Source organism: Jannaschia sp. Os4 (genome assembly GCF_016820245.1).
In the GTDB taxonomy this organism is placed as follows: Bacteria; Pseudomonadota; Alphaproteobacteria; order Rhodobacterales; family Rhodobacteraceae; genus Jannaschia.
Map to the genome: position 1 here is coordinate 186,767 of NZ_JAFCAR010000001.1, position 16,643 is coordinate 203,409.

15 protein-coding genes are annotated in these 16,643 nt (G+C 71.9%); 8 read left to right on the forward strand and 7 right to left on the reverse strand.

All coding sequences use genetic code 11. The features are described from left to right. The first annotated feature begins 147 nt into the window (after positions 1-147). The 3 genes from pdeM (at position 148) to rpsD (ending at position 2,421) form a co-directional block, all read left to right on the forward strand. On the forward strand, positions 148-813 hold the full coding sequence (gene pdeM / locus JQC91_RS00940; RefSeq protein ID WP_203285485.1) for a ligase-associated DNA damage response endonuclease PdeM: 666 nt from the start codon (positions 148-150) through the stop codon (positions 811-813). After that, positions 810-1,340, forward strand: coding sequence for a lipocalin family protein (locus JQC91_RS00945; RefSeq protein WP_203284901.1), 531 nt, complete (start codon positions 810-812; stop codon positions 1,338-1,340). The genes pdeM and JQC91_RS00945 overlap by 4 nt, the downstream gene beginning before the upstream one ends. Before the next feature lie 460 nt (positions 1,341-1,800). Then, positions 1,801-2,421: a 30S ribosomal protein S4 gene (gene rpsD, locus JQC91_RS00950; RefSeq protein ID WP_203284902.1), complete on the forward strand. Its 621-nt coding sequence runs from the start codon at positions 1,801-1,803 to the stop codon at positions 2,419-2,421. Positions 2,422-2,481: 60 nt separating this feature from the next. Here rpsD and JQC91_RS00955 read toward each other — a convergent pair whose 3' ends face one another. Beyond that, a complete protein-coding gene (locus tag JQC91_RS00955) occupies positions 2,482-3,300 on the reverse strand; it encodes a hypothetical protein (protein WP_203284903.1) in 819 nt (272 codons plus the stop codon). Positions 3,301-3,419: 119 nt separating this feature from the next. On the opposite strand from JQC91_RS00955, the gene JQC91_RS00960 reads away from it, so the two are divergent. Continuing rightward, positions 3,420-4,838 (forward strand): saccharopine dehydrogenase C-terminal domain-containing protein, encoded by a 1,419-nt coding sequence (locus JQC91_RS00960; protein WP_203284904.1) that lies wholly within the window; start codon positions 3,420-3,422, stop codon positions 4,836-4,838. A gap of 204 nt (positions 4,839-5,042) precedes the next feature. Here JQC91_RS00960 and JQC91_RS00965 read toward each other — a convergent pair whose 3' ends face one another. Continuing rightward, entirely contained in the window at positions 5,043-5,795 is a 753-nt protein-coding gene (locus tag JQC91_RS00965; protein ID WP_203284905.1) for an SDR family oxidoreductase, read from the reverse strand. A gap of 92 nt (positions 5,796-5,887) precedes the next feature. Here JQC91_RS00965 and JQC91_RS00970 point away from each other — a divergent pair, with 92 nt between their 5' ends. Then, positions 5,888-6,754 carry a LysR family transcriptional regulator gene (locus JQC91_RS00970; protein ID WP_203284906.1) on the forward strand — a complete coding sequence of 289 codons (867 nt, stop codon included), beginning with the start codon at positions 5,888-5,890 and terminating at the stop codon, positions 6,752-6,754. Here the strand turns inward: JQC91_RS00970 and JQC91_RS00975 are convergent. Next, positions 6,738-7,727, reverse strand: coding sequence for a hypothetical protein (locus JQC91_RS00975; protein ID WP_203284907.1), 990 nt, complete (start codon positions 7,725-7,727; stop codon positions 6,738-6,740). The two genes, JQC91_RS00970 and JQC91_RS00975, sit on opposite strands and share 17 nt — an antisense overlap. Before the next feature lie 96 nt (positions 7,728-7,823). Between JQC91_RS00975 and JQC91_RS00980 the strand changes: the two genes are divergently transcribed. Then, the gene (locus tag JQC91_RS00980) at positions 7,824-9,047 is read left to right on the forward strand and encodes an MFS transporter (RefSeq protein ID WP_203284908.1); all 1,224 of its coding nucleotides are present in this window, start codon (positions 7,824-7,826) and stop codon (positions 9,045-9,047) included. Between the two features lie 32 nt (positions 9,048-9,079). Beyond that, the gene (gene msrA, locus JQC91_RS00985) at positions 9,080-9,730 is read left to right on the forward strand and encodes a peptide-methionine (S)-S-oxide reductase MsrA (RefSeq protein ID WP_203284909.1); all 651 of its coding nucleotides are present in this window, start codon (positions 9,080-9,082) and stop codon (positions 9,728-9,730) included. Positions 9,731-9,985: 255 nt separating this feature from the next. On the opposite strand, the gene hemF is transcribed toward msrA, so the two are convergent. Further along, positions 9,986-10,879: an oxygen-dependent coproporphyrinogen oxidase gene (hemF, locus tag JQC91_RS00990; protein WP_203284910.1), complete on the reverse strand. Its 894-nt coding sequence runs from the start codon at positions 10,877-10,879 to the stop codon at positions 9,986-9,988. 272 nt (positions 10,880-11,151) lie between these two features. Here hemF and JQC91_RS00995 point away from each other — a divergent pair, with 272 nt between their 5' ends. Then, a complete protein-coding gene (locus JQC91_RS00995) occupies positions 11,152-12,516 on the forward strand; it encodes a D-alanyl-D-alanine carboxypeptidase family protein (RefSeq protein ID WP_203284911.1) in 1,365 nt (454 codons plus the stop codon). Positions 12,517-12,519: 3 nt separating this feature from the next. Here the strand turns inward: JQC91_RS00995 and JQC91_RS01000 are convergent, their stop codons facing one another. The 3 genes from JQC91_RS01000 to JQC91_RS01010 form a co-directional block, all read right to left on the reverse strand. Next, a complete protein-coding gene (locus tag JQC91_RS01000) occupies positions 12,520-14,127 on the reverse strand; it encodes an ABC transporter ATP-binding protein (protein WP_238941236.1) in 1,608 nt (535 codons plus the stop codon). A 241-nt stretch (positions 14,128-14,368) separates the two neighbouring features. Next, positions 14,369-15,568 carry an ABC transporter permease gene (locus JQC91_RS01005; protein WP_203284913.1) on the reverse strand — a complete coding sequence of 400 codons (1,200 nt, stop codon included), beginning with the start codon at positions 15,566-15,568 and terminating at the stop codon, positions 14,369-14,371. Between the two features lies 1 nt (position 15,569). Then, positions 15,570-16,643: a microcin C ABC transporter permease YejB gene (locus JQC91_RS01010; protein ID WP_203284914.1), complete on the reverse strand. Its 1,074-nt coding sequence runs from the start codon at positions 16,641-16,643 to the stop codon at positions 15,570-15,572.

The window sequence follows — 16,643 nt, forward strand, 5'->3', positions numbered from 1 at the left end:
CCGGAAGCTCCCCCTGCTTCATGTGACCGCGCCCGGCCCCGGCCGAGTCCGCCCCGCCACATGAGGCGCCGACTTCCGCGCATCCCCCCGCCCTCCCCCTTGCCGCCGGAATCGCGGTCTGATTCCCGTCGCCGCATGAGGGACGGGATGAGCGGAACGAAGGCCTTCGCCTTCGCGGGGGAACGGCTGGTGGCCCTGCCGAGCGGCGCGCTCTGGTGGCCCGCCGCCGGCGTGCTGACGGTCAGCGACCTGCACTTGGGCAAGTCCGAGCGCATCGCCCGCCGGTCGGGGATGCTGTTGCCCCCCTACGAGGTGGAGGACACGCTCCGCACCCTCGAGCAGGACATGGAGGCCGTGCAGCCCCGCGCCGTCATCTCGCTGGGCGACAGCTTCGACGATATGGAGGCGGCCGTCCGCCTGCACCCCGACCACCGCGCGTGGATCATGCGGCTGGTCGAGTCCGTCGACTGGACGTGGGTCACCGGCAACCACGACCCCGCCCCCGTCGCCTATGGCGGCACCCCCGCCGACGGGGTGGAGTGCGGCCCGCTATCCTTCGTCCACATCGCCACCGACGCGGGCCGGCACGAGGTGTCGGGCCACTACCACCCCAAGGCCAGCCTGCGCGTCCGCGGCCGCGCGATCAGCCGCCCCGCCTTCCTGCACGATGGCAACCGCCTGATCCTGCCCGCCTACGGCACCTTCACCGGGGGCCTGCGGTCGCGCGACCCGGCCCTGTCCAAGCTCATGGCCCCCGGCGCCCGCGCGATCCTCGCTGGCAGCCCGATGGTCGAGATCCCGATGCCGCGATGAGGGCCGTCCTCGCCGCCCTCGCGCTCGCCGCCTGCGCCCCCGCCGCACCCCCCGAGCCGTCGCGCGCCCCGACGTGGCGCGACGCGGACGCGACGGTCGCCTCCAAGGCCGACTTCGAGATGCGCGCCTTCGCCGGGACGTGGCACGAGGCGGCGCGCCTGCCGGTCGCGTTCCAGTACGACTGCGCCGCTGGCCGCTGGCGCGTCGGGCCGCCCGCGGGCGACGTGGCGACGCTGCGGACGACCTGCGTGGACGGTGGCGGCGCGACCGTGCGCCGGATCGACGGGACGCTCCGGCACGGGCGCCTCGGCCGCCTGCGCGCCGACTTGGACCACGGCGCGTGGGAAGGCGACCTCTGGGTCCTGTGGGCCGACGCGACCTACCGCTCGGCGGTCGTGGCGTCCCCCGACGGGCGGGCGGCGTGGATCCTCGACCGGAGCCCGTCGATGCCGCCGGACCGGCTGCGGGCCGCGCGCGAGGTGTTGCGCTTCAACGGCTACGACACGGACGCGCTGATCGGCGGTTGAGTCACGTGGCCGGAGGGCGGAATCGCCATATCCCACGGGGATCGAAGGGCTTTCAACCAGAAGGCGAAGAACGGCAACGAATCGGTGCTCGATAAAGTTCCATCGATTCGGGAATCGCCGTTGACCGACGATTCGCGGGCGTCCTAAGAACGCTCGCAACGGTCGGGCAGTGACCGGAGCAACCCAGCCGGATCAACCGGCGGGAAGGGGCGGAACGCGGACAGGATTTCCCGAGGGAGGGGTGTTCGGAACGCGCAGGCATGGGGTGGATGGCGGCGGTCGTCCACCCCTTTCCACGTCCGGCCCCGCGTGCCCGCGCCCCCGCTTGACGTCCTCCCCCACCCGCCCCATACGGCGCGCTCCATTGGTGTTGGTGGCCCCCGCGAGGGGATGCCTGTCGGCCGATCCGGGAACGGGGAGGCAGAGGACAACGCCCTTCACGCTCGAAGGAGATCAGACGGTGACCAAACGCACCTCTGCCAAGTACAAGCTCGACCGCCGCATGGGCGAGAACGTCTGGGGCCGCCCCAAGTCCCCGGTCAACCGCCGCGAGTACGGCCCCGGCCAGCACGGCCAGCGCCGCAAGGGCAAGATGTCCGACTTCGGCCTGCAGCTCCGCGCCAAGCAGAAGCTCAAGGGCCATTACGGCGACCTGACCGAGAAGCAGTTCAAGCGCATCTTCGCCGAGGCCCAGCGGGTCCGCGGCGACACCGGCGAGAACCTGATCGGCCTGCTGGAGCGCCGTCTCGACGCGGTCGTCTACCGCGCCAAGTTCGTCGCCACGATCTTCGCCGCGCGCCAGTTCGTGAACCACGGCCACGTCACGGTGAACGGCCAGCGCGTGAACATCCCCTCCTACCGCGTGAAGGAGGGCGACGTGATCGCGGTCCGCGACAAGTCCAAGCAGCTGGCCCTCGTGCTGGAGGCCTCGCAACTCGCCGAGCGCGACGTCCCCGACTACCTCGAGGTGGACCACAACAAGATGACGGCGTCGTTCGTCCGCACCCCGGGCCTCGGCGACGTGCCCTTCGCGGTGCAGATGGAGCCGAACCTCGTCATCGAGTACTACGCGCAGAACTGATCCGGCGGACCGTCACGGTCCCCGACGACGGCCGCCCCCCCGGGGGCGGCCGTTCGCATTTCAGGCATCCGCCGCGCGGACCTCGCCCTCGTCCATCCTCTGGATGGTGTGCGCCTGCGCCCACGCCGCAAGCACGGGCAGCAGCGGCCCGTCCCGTTGCGGCAGGTGCGGCAGGTCGCGCAGCACGACCTCCACCCGGCGCCACGCCGTCCCGCCCCGCGCGTGGGAGTCCCGCGCGAAGCCGAGGATCGCGGCGGGCAGCTGCCGATCGAGGCGGGGGGCGGCGTACCACAGCGCGAAGGGCGCCGCGTGCAGGCCCGCGACCAGCTCTGCCAAGCGCGGCAGGTCCTCCGCCGGATCGAGCGCCTCGAGATCCTGCAGGGTCGCAAAGGCGCGCCCCGCCTGCACCGTCTGGCGCACCGAGAGCAGGAACGACACCGACGCCGTCAGCACGACCATCCCGTTGACGCCCACGAGCACGCCGACGATCCCCCACGGCGCGGCCGACGGGGCCGTCCGCGCGCCGCCCAAGGTCGAGAGCAGGTGGCCGGTATGGGCGGCGAAGTCCGGCGCCTCGGGCTCGACCCCCGTGGGGCCCATCGCCAGCGACCCGGCGAACGATCCGTAGATCAGCGACCATCCGACCCACGTGCCGACGATCCAGACGGTGGCCACCGCGCTCATCACCACGACGCCGGAGACGCGGGTGAACAGCGCCTCTCCGCCCCAGCGCGCCGCCGCGCGCATCCCCATGAACACGAGGTGGCCGACATGGCCGGTCAGGGTGGCGCGCATGGTCGCCCCCACCGTGACGGCGAGGAAGTCCAGCGTCACCGCCGCGAGCACGACGAGGCCGAGGATCAGCACGATCGGGTCCATGGGCTCCGGTTCGGGTGCACGACCCGGCCCAACGGGTTCGCGAATCGGGGGTTCCGATCCCCCCGCGCGCGCCTTAAGGCCCCGCCGTCGCGTCCGCCCGCTGCCCTTGGAGTCCCCTCATGCCCGACCACCCCATCCACGCCACCGTCGACGGCGCCGTCGTGATGATCGGCTTCGGCTCCATCGGGCGCGGCTTCCTGCCCCTGCTGCAGCGCCACGTCGGCCACGACGCGTCGAAGCTCGTCGTCATCGAGCCGTCCGCTGCCGCCTGCGCCGACCTTGCGGCGCGCGGCATCGCCTGCCGGCAGGTGGCGCTGACGCCGGATAACTACCGCGTGGAGCTCGATGCCGTGATGACCCCCGGCGCGGGCTTCGTGGTAAACCTCTCGGTCGACACCTCCTCGCTCGATCTGATGCGCCACTGCCGCGCGCGCGGCGTCCCCTACATCGACACCGTGGTCGAGCCGTGGGCCGGCTTCTACTTCGACACCACCGACAACGCGGCCCGCACGAACTACGCCCTGCGCCAAGCCGTCCGCGACGAGAAGGCGGCCAACCCCGGCGGCACGACCGCCGTGTCCTGCTGCGGCGCCAACCCCGGCATGGTCTCGTGGTTCGTCAAGGCCGCGCTGCTCCGGCTGGCCGCCGACACGGGCCGGGACGCCGCCGCCCCCGCCGACCGCGCGGGCTGGGCCACGCTGATGCGCGACCTCGGGGTCAAGGGCGTCCACATCGCCGAGCGCGACACGCAGGCCCGCCTCGCGCCCCGCCCGCGCGGCACCTTCGTCAACACGTGGTCGGTCGAGGGCTTCATCGCCGAGGGCTTCCAGCCCGCCGAGCTGGGCTGGGGCACCCACGAGACGTGGTTCCCCGAGAACGGCCACCGCCACGACACGGGCTGCCGCGCCTCCATCTGGCTCGACCGCCCCGGCGCGATCACCCGCGTCCACACGTGGTGCCCGACGCCGGGGCCGCAGTTCGGCTTCCTCGTCACCCACAACGAGGCGATCTCCATCGCGGACTACTACACGCTCGGCCCCGTGGACGCGCCGGAGTTCCGCCCCACCTGCCACTACGCCTACCACCCCGCCGACGACGCGGTGCTGTCGCTCCACGAGATGTTCGGCTCGGGCCGTCAGCAAGAGGCGCACCACATCCTGACCGAGGACGAGATCGTCGAGGGCATCGACGAGCTGGGCGTCCTGCTCTTCGGCCATGCCAAGAACGCGCTCTGGTACGGCTCGCGCCTGTCGAACGAGGAGACGGTCCGCCTCGCCCCCGACCAGAACGCCACCGCGCTGCAGGTCACGTCCGCCGTACTCGCCGGGATGGTCTGGGCGCTGGAGAACCCCGGCGCGGGCATCGTCGAGACCGACGAGATGGACCACGCCCGCTGCCTCGAGATCCAGACGCCCTACCTCGGACCGGTCGAGGCGCACTACACCGACTGGACCCCGCTGAAGGACCGCTGGCAGCACTTCCCCGAGGACATCGACGAGTCCGACCCGTGGCTCTTCCGGAACGTGCTGGCGAGCTGACGCCGCCCCTCCCCCGCTCCCCCCTTTCTTGGCGGAAATATTCCGGGGGAGGCGCCGTCAGGCGACGGGGGCGGAGCCCCCTGATCCGTCGGCCCACCCGCACCGAGGGTCATCCCGGCGCCGCGAACGGGGCGCCGCACTGCCGTATGCACGGGGGGCGCCCCCCTGCGGACGCCGCCTCGGGTCGCCTTGGCCACGCGGCGCTCACCCTCTCGGGGGCAGCCCCACCTCGGCCCGGCCCTCGGGCGTCTTGAGGCTGAAGTCGGTGCCCGCGTGCCGCGCAGCGCCCGCCTCGAACAGCCAACCGATCGCCTGCGCCACCTCCTCCGCCGGGATGTGCGCCTCCCAGTCGAGCCGGCTCACCGGATTGATCCCCGACGCCTTGATCTCGCGCTGCATCTCTGTGGCCACCGTCCCCGGCGACAGCCCCACGACCGACACCCCCTTGGGCGCCATCTCCTTGTCCGCCACCTTGGTCAGCGAAAGCAGCCCCGCCTTCGTCGCGCAGTAGTGCGACCACCCCTCCAAGGCCCCCGTCGCGGCCCCCGACGAGATGTTCACGACCACCCCCGTGCCCCGCGCGCCCATGCCCGGCAGCACCGCTCGCAAGGCGTTGTAGGCGCCCGTCAGGTTCACGTTCACGACGGTGGCCCACGCCTTCGGGTCGCTATCCTCGATCCGCGCGATCGGGTCGATCAGCCCCGCGTTGTTGACCAGCCCCGCCACCGGGCCGAACGCCGCCTCCATCCGCGCCACGGCGCCCGCCACGGCGTCCCAGTCGGCCACGTCCAAGGCCAGCGCGAGGCCGCCCGTCTCCTCGGCCAACGCCTCCAGCGGCGCGGCGGAGCGGGCCACCAGCCCCACCTTCGCGCCCCGCGCCGCGAGGTGCCGCGCGGTCGCCGCGCCGATGCCCCGGCTCGCGCCGGTGATGAGGATGGGGGCGCCGTCGATCTGCATGGGCAAGCTCCTTCTGTCGCCCTCCCCTACCCCACCCGCGCGCCCCGCGTCAGGGCTGGACCCCGCCCGGCACCCGTGCACGATCCGCACGGATGGACACCCGGACCCTGCATCTCCTGCTCGACGTGGCCCGCCTCGGCAGCCTCGCCGCCACCGCCCGCCACCACGGGATCGACCCCACCACGGTCTCCCGCGCGGTCGCGCAGGCCGAGGCGCGGATCGGGGCGCGCCTGTTCCACCGCTCGACCCGCCGCCTGACCCCGACGGAGGCGGGCGCGCGGTTCCTGCGGGACGTCGCGGAGCCCGCCGCCCGGATCGAGGCGGCGATGGAGGCGGCCCGCGCGGGCACCGACCGCGTCACCGGGCGGGTGCGCCTCGCCGCCTCGGTCGCCTACGGCACGGAGGTGCTGGCCCCCGCCCTGCCCGCGCTCTTGGAGCGGCACCCGGACCTCGCCGTGGACCTCGTGCTGGACGACGCGCCCCGCGACCTCGTCGGCGAGCGGATCGACGTCGCGGTCCGCCTCGCACCCGCGCCCACCGGCGACCTCGTGTCCCGCAAGCTGCACCCGGTGCGGTATCGCCTCGTGGCCGCGCCCGGCACGGGACGCGCCGACCCCGAGGTCCTCGCCGCGCGGGCGCTCGTCCATGCGCTTCCCGGCGCGCCGCCGGTCTGGCGCGTCCGGACCGGCGCGGGCGAGCGCGACGTCCCCCTCGCGCCCCGCGCGACCTTCACCTCCCCCCTCGCCCTGCGCGCGGCGGCGCGGGCGGGCCTCGGGGTTGCGCTCTTGGCGGACTGGCTCGTGGCGGGGGATCTCGCCGCGGGCCGCCTCGCCGTCGTCTCGGAGGCGGAGGCGACGCCGACCGGCTTCGATGCCGCCGCATGGGCCCTCTACCCCGCGCGCGACCACCTCCCCGCACGGGTGCGCGCGACGATCGGCTGGCTCACGGCCCGCGCCTGATCCAGCGGTTCACCACCCGCGCGACCTCGCGCGGGGAGAGGTCGCCCAGCACCGCGGCGGGCAGCGGCACCATCCGCGCCCCGTCGAGCAGGATCGCCACGCCGAGCGAGGTGGGCACCGCGCGCATCCCCTTGGTCCACGGCGCCTCGATCACGAGGTCGGGGGCTTCGGCGCGCATCCCCTCGGGGCGCAGCGAGACCCGCCACCGATGCGGCAGGCCGGGCGCGCGCATCCGGGCCAAGGCGCGGGCGCGGTGCCCCGCCCAGCCTGACAGCGCCAGCAGCAGCCCCATCGGGAGCCCGATCACGGCGAGGCGGAGCGGGACGGCCCACCCGGGGAAGTCCGGCCAGGCCGAGACCGCCACGGGCCACAGGACCGCGAGCGCGAAGAGGAGGTCCGGCAGGATCGCGCGGCGGCCCTCCGGCCGCGCGGCGGCGCGGGTCCAGCGGGCCCGCCCGCGCTTGGGCAGGTCGAAGGACAGGTCCAGCGACGCGCCCCCCTCGCGCCGGGCGATCCACGCGCGGACCTTCTCGGCGGCGCGGGCCGGATCGGCGAGGGCGGCGGCGGGGATCGGCAGCACGTCCTCCGGCCCGCGCCAGAGCAGCAGGTCGCCCTTGGTCGAGCGCGGGGCCCCGAAGGTGGTCCACCCCGCCTGCAGCCGGGCCGCCCCCGCCCGCCAGTCCACCCCCTGCCGCCCGATGCGGGCCTTCACGGGTCCGGACACGAGGGGGCCGCGCCGCCGGGCGCGCGCGCGCGCCGCCTCGAACCATGCCAGCAGCAGGACGCCGAGCGCCAAGGCGGCCACCGGCGCCCACGGCCAGTCGGGGCGCAGCGCGGCGGCGGCCACCGCTGTGCCGGCGCAGGCCGCCGCGCCCAAGCCCACGACCCAGCCGCCGCGCCGGGCCACCGCCGCGCGCGCCAGCGCATCGGCAGCGTCCGCGCCGATCTCGAAGGAGTAGTCCCGTCCCGCCATCCGCCGTCCGGATGCCCGCGCCCCGAGGGTTATTCAATGACGCCCCCGCGTGAAGCGCGCGTGGACAGACCGTCCCCGCGGGAGTAGCGCATCCGCATGCCCACCGTCCGCCTCTCCGACGCGCACGCCCTGCCCCGCTGGCGCCGGCCCGAGGCGCTGCTGATGCTGATGGCCTTCGCCATGCCGGTGGCGTTCGCCACGTGGTCGGCGCTGCTCAACAACTTCGTCGTCGAGGAGGTCGCGTTCGACGGCTCGGACATCGGCTGGCTCCACACGATCCGCGAGATCCCCGGATTCCTCGCGGTCGGCGTCATCGCGGTCCTCTTCGTGATGCGCGAGCAGACCTTGGCGCTGTCGTCCCTCGTCCTGCTGGGCGTGACCACCGCGCTGACGGCGCAGTTCCCGAGCCTGTCGGGCATCCTGTGGATCACGTTCCTGTCGTCGGTCGGCTACCACTACTACGAGACGGTCAACCAATCCCTGCAGCTCCAGTGGCTGTCCAAGGCCGAGGCGCCGCGCAAGCTGGGCATCCTGCTCTCGGTCGGCTCCTTCGCCACGCTGCTGGCCTACGGGCTGATCGTGGTGACGTGGCGCGCGTTCGACCTGTCCTACGACCTCGTCTACTGGGTCGCGGGCGGGTTCACCGCCGTCGTGGCGCTGATCGCGTGGGCCGTCTTCCCCCGGTTCGAGGCCACGCCCCAGCGTCGCGAGATCGTGCTGCGCCGCCGCTACTGGCTCTACTACGCGCTGCAGTTCATGTCGGGCGCGCGGCGCCAGATCTTCATCGTCTTCGCGGGCTTCATGATGGTCGAGCGCTACGGGTTGGAGGTGCACGAGGTCACGGCGCTCTACATGGTGACGCTCGTCATCAACATGGTCTCCGCCCCCCTGATCGGGCGCGCCGTGGGCCGCTGGGGCGAGCGCGCGGCGCTGATCGTGGAGTATGCGGGGCTGGGCACGATCTTCGTGCTCTACGCGGGCCTCTACGCGTTCGACTGGGGCGTGGCGGTGGCCTGCGTCCTCTACATGGCGAACAACGTGTTCTTCTCCCTCGCGCTGGCCATCAAGACCTACTTCCAGAAGATCGCCGACCCCGCCGACATCGCGCCCACGGCGGCCGTGGCCTTCACCATCAACCACATCGCGGCGGTCTTCCTGCCCGCGAGCCTCGGCTACCTGTGGCTCGCCTCGCCGATGGCGGTGTTCGTGGCGGCGGCGGGGATGGCGGGCGCGTCGCTCGCGCTCTCGACGCTGGTGCCGCGCCACCCGGTCGAGGGGCACGAGACCGTGCTCGCCCCCCGACTGGCGGCGGCGGAGTAGCGGCCCCATATCGTCCGGAAAGGAGACCGCCCATGTTCCTCTTCCAACGCAAGAAGGCCGAGATGGTGAGCGCCGACGACGCCCTGCCCGGCCGCGCCACGCCGATCCCGACCGCCACGACGCACCACGTCTTCGGCACGCCCCTGCGGACCGAGCCGAAGGAGGGCGAGGCGCAGGCCATGTTCGGCATGGGCTGCTTCTGGGGCGTGGAGCGGATGTTCTGGCAGGTGCCGGGCGTCACGATGACCACCGTGGGCTACGCGGGCGGCTACACCCCCAACGCCACCTACGAGGAAGTCTGCTCGGGCCGCACGGGCCACAACGAGGTGGTCCACGTCATCTACGACACGTCGAAGGCGACCTACGAGGATCTGCTGAAGGTGTTCTGGGAAGGCCACGACCCGACCCAGGGCATGCGGCAGGGCAACGACGTGGGCACGCAGTACCGGTCGGGCATCTACGCCTACTCGCCCGAGCAGAAGGCCGCCGCCGAGCGCACCGGGGCCGAGATGGCGCCCCGCCTGCGCGCGGCGGGCTACGGGGCGATCACGACGGAGATCGTGGACGCGCCGGACTACTACCTCGCCGAGGACTACCACCAGCAGTACCTGTCGAAGAACCCGAACGGCTATTGCGGGATCGGCGGGACGGGCGTGACCTGCCCGATCGGCACGGGCGCCTGACGTTCAGGGGGCTCCGCCCCCGCCTCCCTCCGGTCGGCTCCCCCGAGGTATTTCCGCCAAGATGAGGGGGCCGTTCACCGCACCTTTACCGGCGTCGTCCCACCAGGGTCGCGCGGTACAGGCTGAGGAGCCGATGGCCGCCCAAGGTGAGGGCCGTTGGTCCTCCGGGGCAGGCGGAGCGATCCCCTGCCCCTCATCTTGGTTCAAATACCTCGGGGGAGGCCCGGAGGGCCGGGGGCAGCGCCCCCTCCCCGCTCAGGGCCAGCGCGCCAGCGGCGGCAGGCTCATCAGCACGGCGCTCGCGTCGTGCCCCGTCTCCAGACCGAACTTGGTGCCCCGGTCCCAGACGAGGTTGTACTCCGCGTAGAGGCCCCGGTGGACGAGCTGCGCCTCGCGGTCGTCCTCGGACCACGCCATGTCCTTGCGCCGCTCCACCAGCGGCACGAAGGCGGGCAGGAACGCCTCGCCCACGGCCTTGGTGAAGGCAAAGTCCGCGTCCCAGTCGCCGGTGTCGAGGTCGTCGTAGAAGATGCCGCCGACGCCCCGCGCCCGGCCCCGGTGCGGCACGAAGAAGTACTCGTCCGCCCACGCCTTCAGCCGGTCGTAGCGCCCAGCCTCGTGCGCCTCGCAGGTCTCGCGCAGCACGCCGTGGAAACGCCTCGTGTCCTCGTCGTACTCCAGCGCGGGGTTCAGGTCCGTCCCGCCGCCGAACCACGACGCGTGGGGCGTCCAGAACATCCGCGTGTTGAGATGGACCGCCGGCACGTGCGGGTTGCGCATGTGCGCGACGAGGCTGATGCCGGACGCCCAGAAGCGCGGGTCGTCGGCCATGCCGGGGATGTCCTTGCGCGCCGCCATCGCCGCCACCGCGCGGGGCTGGAGCGTGCCGTGCACCTCGGACCAGTTGACGCCCACCTTCTCGAAGAGCCGCCCCTCGCGCATCACCGACATCAGGCCGCCGCCCGCGTCCGAGCCATCCTCGGCGGTGCGCTTGGTGTCGCGGACCTCGAACCGCGCCACCGGGAGGTCCGACCCCGGCCCTGATTCGTGGGCCGCCTCCAGCGCCTCGAACCGCTCCACGATCCGGTCGCGCAATGCGCGAAACCACGCGCTGGCGGTCTGCTTTCGGTGGTCGGTCTCGTCCAGCATGAGCGAATCTCCGTCGGTCCGGGGGGAGGGTATCGGCGGACCTCCGCGGGATCGTGCCGCAATTTCGCCACGACCCCCACCCCCATGTTGTAGGCCCTCTTGCCCACGCATACCCCATCTGCCGGGGGGCGGCGGGGACCCGCCCGGAATGGGGAGTCTTTGGGGCAATGGGTTTGAGCACTGTCTTTACGTCGCGGCGCAAGCTACTGTCGACGAAACAGAACACGAGCCGGGGCACGAACCACCGGCTCACCGGGCAGAGCAGGCATTTCATGAGAACCGTGACCATGCGGCTGGCGGCGCTGTGCGCCGTGCTGATCCTGATGACGGGCATGGCCGCGGCCGCGCCCTACGCGGCGATGGTGATCGACGAGCGCTCGGGCGAGATCCTGCACGCGCGCAACCACGACACGCGCCTGCATCCCGCCTCGCTCACCAAGATGATGACGCTCTACATCGCGTTCGACGCCGTGCGCCGGGGCGAGATCGGCCTCGACACCGAGGTGCGCATCTCCCGCAACGCCGCCGCCGAGCCGCCCTCCAAGCTGGGCCTGCGCGCGGGCCAGCGGATCAAGCTGCGCTACCTGATCCGCGCGGCCGCGGTGAAGTCCGCCAACGACGCCGCCACCGCCATCGGCGAGGCGATCGCCGGGTCCGAGGACGCCTTCGCGCGCCGCATGAACCGCACCGCCCGCGCGCTGGGGATGAACCACACGACGTTCAAGAACGCGCACGGCCTCACCATGTCCGGCCACCTCTCGACCGCGCGGGACATGACGACGCTGGGGATGCGCCTCTTCCGCGACCACCCGGCCTACTACAACATCTTCTCGCGCCGCTCGACCGACGCGGGCGTCACGCAGGTGCGCAACACCAACCGGCGCCTGCTCGACGCCTATCGCGGCGCCGACGGCATCAAGACCGGCTACACCCGCGCCGCCGGGTTCAACCTCGTGGCCTCCGCCGAGCGCGACGGGACGCGGATCATCGCCACGGTGTTCGGCGGTCGCTCCACGGCGACGCGCAACAAGCGGGTGATGGAGCTGCTCGACATGGGCTTCGAGCGCGCCGAGTCGGGCGAGCGGGACGCCGCCCCCGAGGCGGCGGCCGACGTCGTCGCCACGGCGACCATCGGCCCGCGCGCGCCCGCCGCCTCCATGCGGCCCCGGATGCGGCCGGGCGGCGCGCCGGCGGACGACCTCGTGATCGCCAGCGCCTCCACCCCCGAGACGGGGCCGATGCGGCAGGTCGTCTGGGCCGCCTCCGCAGCGCCCCAGCCGGAGACGCGCGCGATGGCCGCCGTGGACGGCGCGACCATCGTCGAGCGCGTGGTGGCCCAGCGCCCGACCATGCGCCCCGGCGAGGACGGTCCCCTGCGCGTGGTCACCACGGACGCGCCCAACCGCGACTACGGCATCGTGCTGGGCAAGCGGCGGACCCGCTCGGACGCCGACAAGCTCCTGCTCACGGCGGCCATGCGCGAGTTGGAGACGCTCGACGGCACCATCCGGGGGCTCCAGGTGGTGCAGGGGGGCTGGCGCCCCTCGTTCCTCGGCCTGTCGCTGACGGAGGCGCAGCGCGCCTGCCAGCGCCTCGCGGCGCGCGACATGGACTGCGAGGTGATGCGCGGCGCCTGAGGGTCAGACGCCCGCCGCGGCGTCCGCCTGAAGGTCGAAGGCCGCCGCCATCAGCGCGCGGGTGTAGGGGTGCGACGGCGCGTCGAAGACCTGCGCCGCCTCGCCCGCCTCCACCACGTCGCCCCGTTTCATCACCATGATCCGGTGCGACAGCGCGCGCACGACCCGCAGGTCGTGGGAGATGAACAGGTAGGCCAGCCCGTGCTTGCGCTGCAGGTCGCGCAGCAGCTCCACCACCTGCACCTGCACCGTCTGGTCGAGCGCGGAGGTCGGCTCGTCCAGCACCACCAGCTCCGGCTTCAGGATCATGGCGCGGGCGATGGCGATGCGCTGGCGCTGCCCGCCCGAGAACTCGTGCGGGTAGCGGTCCATCGCCTCGGGATCGAGGCCCACCTCGCGCAGCATGTCGGCCACCTGCTCCCGGTGGGGGCGCGCGTCGCCCGTGTCGTGCAGGCGCAGCCCCTCGGCCACGATCTCGCCCACCGTCATCCGCGGCGAGAGCGACCCGAACGGGTCCTGGAACACGATCTGCATCTCTTGGCGGAGCGGGCGCATCTGGCGGCTCTTCAGCCCGTCGATGTCGCGGCCCATGAACACGATCCGCCCCTCGGACGAGATCAGGCGCATGATGGCCAGCGCGAGCGTCGTCTTGCCCGACCCGGACTCGCCCACGATCCCCACGGTCTCGCCGCGCCGCACCGAGAGCGTGGCGTCGTTCACCGCCTTCACGTGCCCCACGGTCCGCTTGAGCAGGCCGCGCTGGATCGGGAACCAGATCTTCAGCCCGTCCGTCGACGCGATCTCCGGCGCGTCCGGCGCCACCGGCTCGGGCGCCCCGTCCGGCTCGGCGTCGAGCAGCATCCGGGTGTAGTCGTGCTGCGGGTCGTCGAAGATCTCGACCGTCGGCCCCTCCTCCACGATCTCGCCGTGGCGCATCACGCAGACCCGGTCGGCGAAGCGGCGCACGATCCCGAGGTCGTGGGTGATGAACAGCATCGCCAGCCCCTCCTCGCGCTGGATCGAGGCGAGCAGTTCCAGCACCTGCGCTTGGATCGTCACGTCCAGCGCCGTGGTCGGCTCGTCCGCGATCAGCAGGTTGGGCCCGTTGGCCAGCGCCATGGCAATCATCACCCGCTGCCGCTGCCCGCCCGACAACTGGTGCGGGTAGGAGGCCAGCCGCGTCTCCGGCTCGGGGATGCCCACCTTGGTCAGCAGGTCGAGGATGCGCGCCCGGATGGCCGACCCTTCCAGCCCTTGGTGCACGCGAATCGACTCGCCCAGCTGCTTCTCGATCGTGTGCAACGGGTTGAGCGACGTCATCGGCTCTTGGAAGATGAACGAGACGTCGTTGCCCCGCACCCGGCGCAACTCCTTCTCGTCCGCGCCGACCATCTGCGCGCCGTCGTAGAGGATGGAGCCCTCCACCTCGGCGCTGTCGGGCAGCAGGTTCACGGTCGAGAGCGCGGTGATCGACTTGCCGGAGCCGGATTCGCCCACGAGGGCGACGGTCTCGCCCTTGGCGACGTCGAAGGAGACGCCGCGTACGGCCTTCGTGACCGAGTCGCCTTGGCGAAACGTGACGCGCAGGTCGCGGACTTGGAGGAGGGTCAAGCGGCATCTCCCGAGGCGAGAGCGGCTAGGCCAGCAAGGATGAAGAGAATGAGAGCGGCGCCCCATTTAGCATAAATGCTGCGCTTGTGCGCCTGGACCAGATCCTCATTCCCGACACTTGCTCTGCCGCCCCAACGGAGCGCAGCCGGGTTGTTCGATTGGAACACCGCCATTTGGACGCAGGCCCACACCACGAGACCAAGTGCCAGACATCCAAGGGCTGAGGGGACAACACTTCCGCTCACTGGTTCCCCTCCGACGACGTGCTGCTCGCCTGCGCCGGGGTCGCCAGCGCGGGCTGCGGCTCGGCCTTCTTCCCCGCCACCGGCGCCACGGTGAAGACCTTGCGCGGGTCGAAGGCGTCGCGGACCCCCTCGAAGATGAACACCAGGAGCGACAGCATGATCGCGAAGGTGAAGAAGGCGGTGAAGGCCAGCCACGGGGCCTGCAGGTTCTGCTTCGCCTGGAGCGTGAGGTCCCCCAGCGAGGGCGCCGACGACGGCAGGCCGAAGCCGAGGAAGTCGAGCGAGGCCAGCCCCCCGATCGTGCCCGTCACGATGAAGGGCAGCATGGTGATCGTCGCCACCATCGCGTTGGGCAGGACGTGGCGCGCCATGATCGTGCCGTTGCCGACCCCCAGGGCGCGGGCGGCGCGCACGTACTCGAAGTTGCGCGCACGTAGGAACTCGGCCCGGACGACGCCGACGAGGGCCGTCCAGCCGAACAGCGTCATCAGCCCGACCAGCAGCCAGAAGTTCATGGGCAGGATCGCGGCCACGATGATGATGATGTAGAGGCTGGGCGTGGAGCCCCAGATCTCGATGATCCGCTGGAAGATCAGGTCGATCCACCCGCCGAAGAAGCCCTGCACCGCGCCCGCCGCGATCCCGATGATCGACGTGAGGAACGTCACGATCAGCGCGAAGGCCACCGACAGCCGGAAGCCGTAGATCACCCGCGCCAGCACGTCGCGCGCGGTGTCGTCCGTGCCCAGCCAGTGCTGCGAGTCCGGAGCGGAGGGCGCGGCCCCGTCGATGTCGTTCACCGTGTCGTAGCTGTAGGGGATGACGGGCCAGAGCAGCCAGCCCGCCTCGACGCTCTCGCCGTCGTAGGTGCCGGTCGCCTGCACGGAATCGATCACCTCCTCGGGGAAGTCGAAGCAGTCCTCGAGGCCGCCGGACACGATCAGGCACTCGACCTCCGCCTCGCGGTATTCGGCCTCGGTGCGGAAGTCGCCGCCGAAGGCCGTCTCCGGGTAGAAGTTGAACACGGGCACGTGCAGGTCGCCGCGGTAGGACACGAGCAGCGGCTTGTCGTTGGCGATCAGCTCCGCCACCAGCGACAGCCCGAACAGCACCGCGAAGAGCCAGAAGGACCAGAAGGCGCGGCGGTTCGCCTTGAAGTTCGCTAGACGGCGGCGGTTGAGCGGGGAGAGCGCCATCTCAGGTCTCCCGGCTCTCGAAGTCGATGCGCGGGTCGATCCAGATGTAGGTCAGGTCCGTGATCAGCCCCATCACCAGCCCGATCAGCGCGAAGGCGTAGAGCGTGCCGAACATCACCGGGTAGTCGCGCGAGACGGCGGCCTCGAAGCCAAGCCGCCCCAGCCCGTCGAGCGAGAAGATCGTCTCGATGATGAGCGAGCCGCCGAAGAACACGCTGACGAAGAGCGCCGGGAAGCCCGAGATCACGATCAGCATCGCGTTGCGGAACACGTGGCCGTAGAGGACGCGTGCCTCGGACAGCCCCTTGGCCTTGGCCGTGGTCACGTATTGCTTGCGGATCTCGTCGAGGAAGGAGTTCTTCGTCAGCAGCGTCAGGCCGGCGAAGGCCGAGATGGTCGAGGCGGTCACGGGCAGCGCGATGTGCCACAGGTAGTCGAGCACCTTCTGGCCCGCGTTCAACTGCTCCCAATTATCGCTCGTCAGCCCGCGCAGCGGGAAGATCTGCAGGAACGACCCGCCCGCGAACATCACGAGCAGCAGGATGGCGAAGAGGAAGCCGGGGATCGCGTAGGCCACGATGACGATGCCGGAGGTCCACGTGTCGAAGCTGGACCCGTCGCGCACCGCCTTGCGGATGCCCAGCGGGATCGAGATCAGGTAGGCCAGCAGCGTCGACCACAGGCCCAGCGTGATCGAGACGGGCATCTTCTCCAGCACGAGGTCGACCACGGAGATGGAGCGGAAGTAGCTCTCGCCGAAGTCGAAGCGCAGGTAGTTCCACATCATGTCGAGGAACCGCTCCAAGGGCGGCTTGTCGAAGCCGAACTGGCGCTCCAGCTCCTCGATGAAGTCCTGCGGCAGGCCGCGCGCGCCCGCGTAGCCCTCGCCCCCCTCCGCGATCTCCGATCCGCCGCCGGAGATGCCCTCGAACACGTCGCCGCCGCCCTCCAGCTGCGCGATGATCTGCTCGACGGGGCCACCGGGCACGAACTGCACGAGGGTGAAGTTGATGACCATGATCCCCAAGAGCGTGGGGATCATGAGCAGCAGGCGGCGGAGGATGTAGGCGGCCAT

Bases quoted from the DNA above. Each gene is read 5' to 3' on its own strand.
- pdeM (WP_203285485.1), top strand. From the start codon at position 148: ATGAGCGGAACGAAGGCCTTCGCCTTCGCGGGGGAACGGCTGGTGGCC.
- JQC91_RS00945 (WP_203284901.1), top strand. From the start codon at position 810: ATGAGGGCCGTCCTCGCCGCCCTCGCGCTCGCCGCCTGCGCCCCCGCC.
- JQC91_RS00955 (WP_203284903.1), bottom strand. From the start codon at position 3,300: ATGGACCCGATCGTGCTGATCCTCGGCCTCGTCGTGCTCGCGGCGGTG.
- JQC91_RS00960 (WP_203284904.1), top strand. From the start codon at position 3,420: ATGCCCGACCACCCCATCCACGCCACCGTCGACGGCGCCGTCGTGATG.
- JQC91_RS00965 (WP_203284905.1), bottom strand. From the start codon at position 5,795: ATGCAGATCGACGGCGCCCCCATCCTCATCACCGGCGCGAGCCGGGGC.
- JQC91_RS00970 (WP_203284906.1), top strand. From the start codon at position 5,888: ATGGACACCCGGACCCTGCATCTCCTGCTCGACGTGGCCCGCCTCGGC.
- JQC91_RS00975 (WP_203284907.1), bottom strand. From the start codon at position 7,727: ATGGCGGGACGGGACTACTCCTTCGAGATCGGCGCGGACGCTGCCGAT.
- JQC91_RS00980 (WP_203284908.1), top strand. From the start codon at position 7,824: ATGCCCACCGTCCGCCTCTCCGACGCGCACGCCCTGCCCCGCTGGCGC.
- msrA (WP_203284909.1), top strand. From the start codon at position 9,080: ATGTTCCTCTTCCAACGCAAGAAGGCCGAGATGGTGAGCGCCGACGAC.
- hemF (WP_203284910.1), bottom strand. From the start codon at position 10,879: ATGCTGGACGAGACCGACCACCGAAAGCAGACCGCCAGCGCGTGGTTT.
- JQC91_RS00995 (WP_203284911.1), top strand. From the start codon at position 11,152: ATGAGAACCGTGACCATGCGGCTGGCGGCGCTGTGCGCCGTGCTGATC.
- JQC91_RS01005 (WP_203284913.1), bottom strand. From the start codon at position 15,568: ATGGCGCTCTCCCCGCTCAACCGCCGCCGTCTAGCGAACTTCAAGGCG.
- JQC91_RS01010 (WP_203284914.1), bottom strand. From the start codon at position 16,643: ATGGCCGCCTACATCCTCCGCCGCCTGCTGCTCATGATCCCCACGCTC.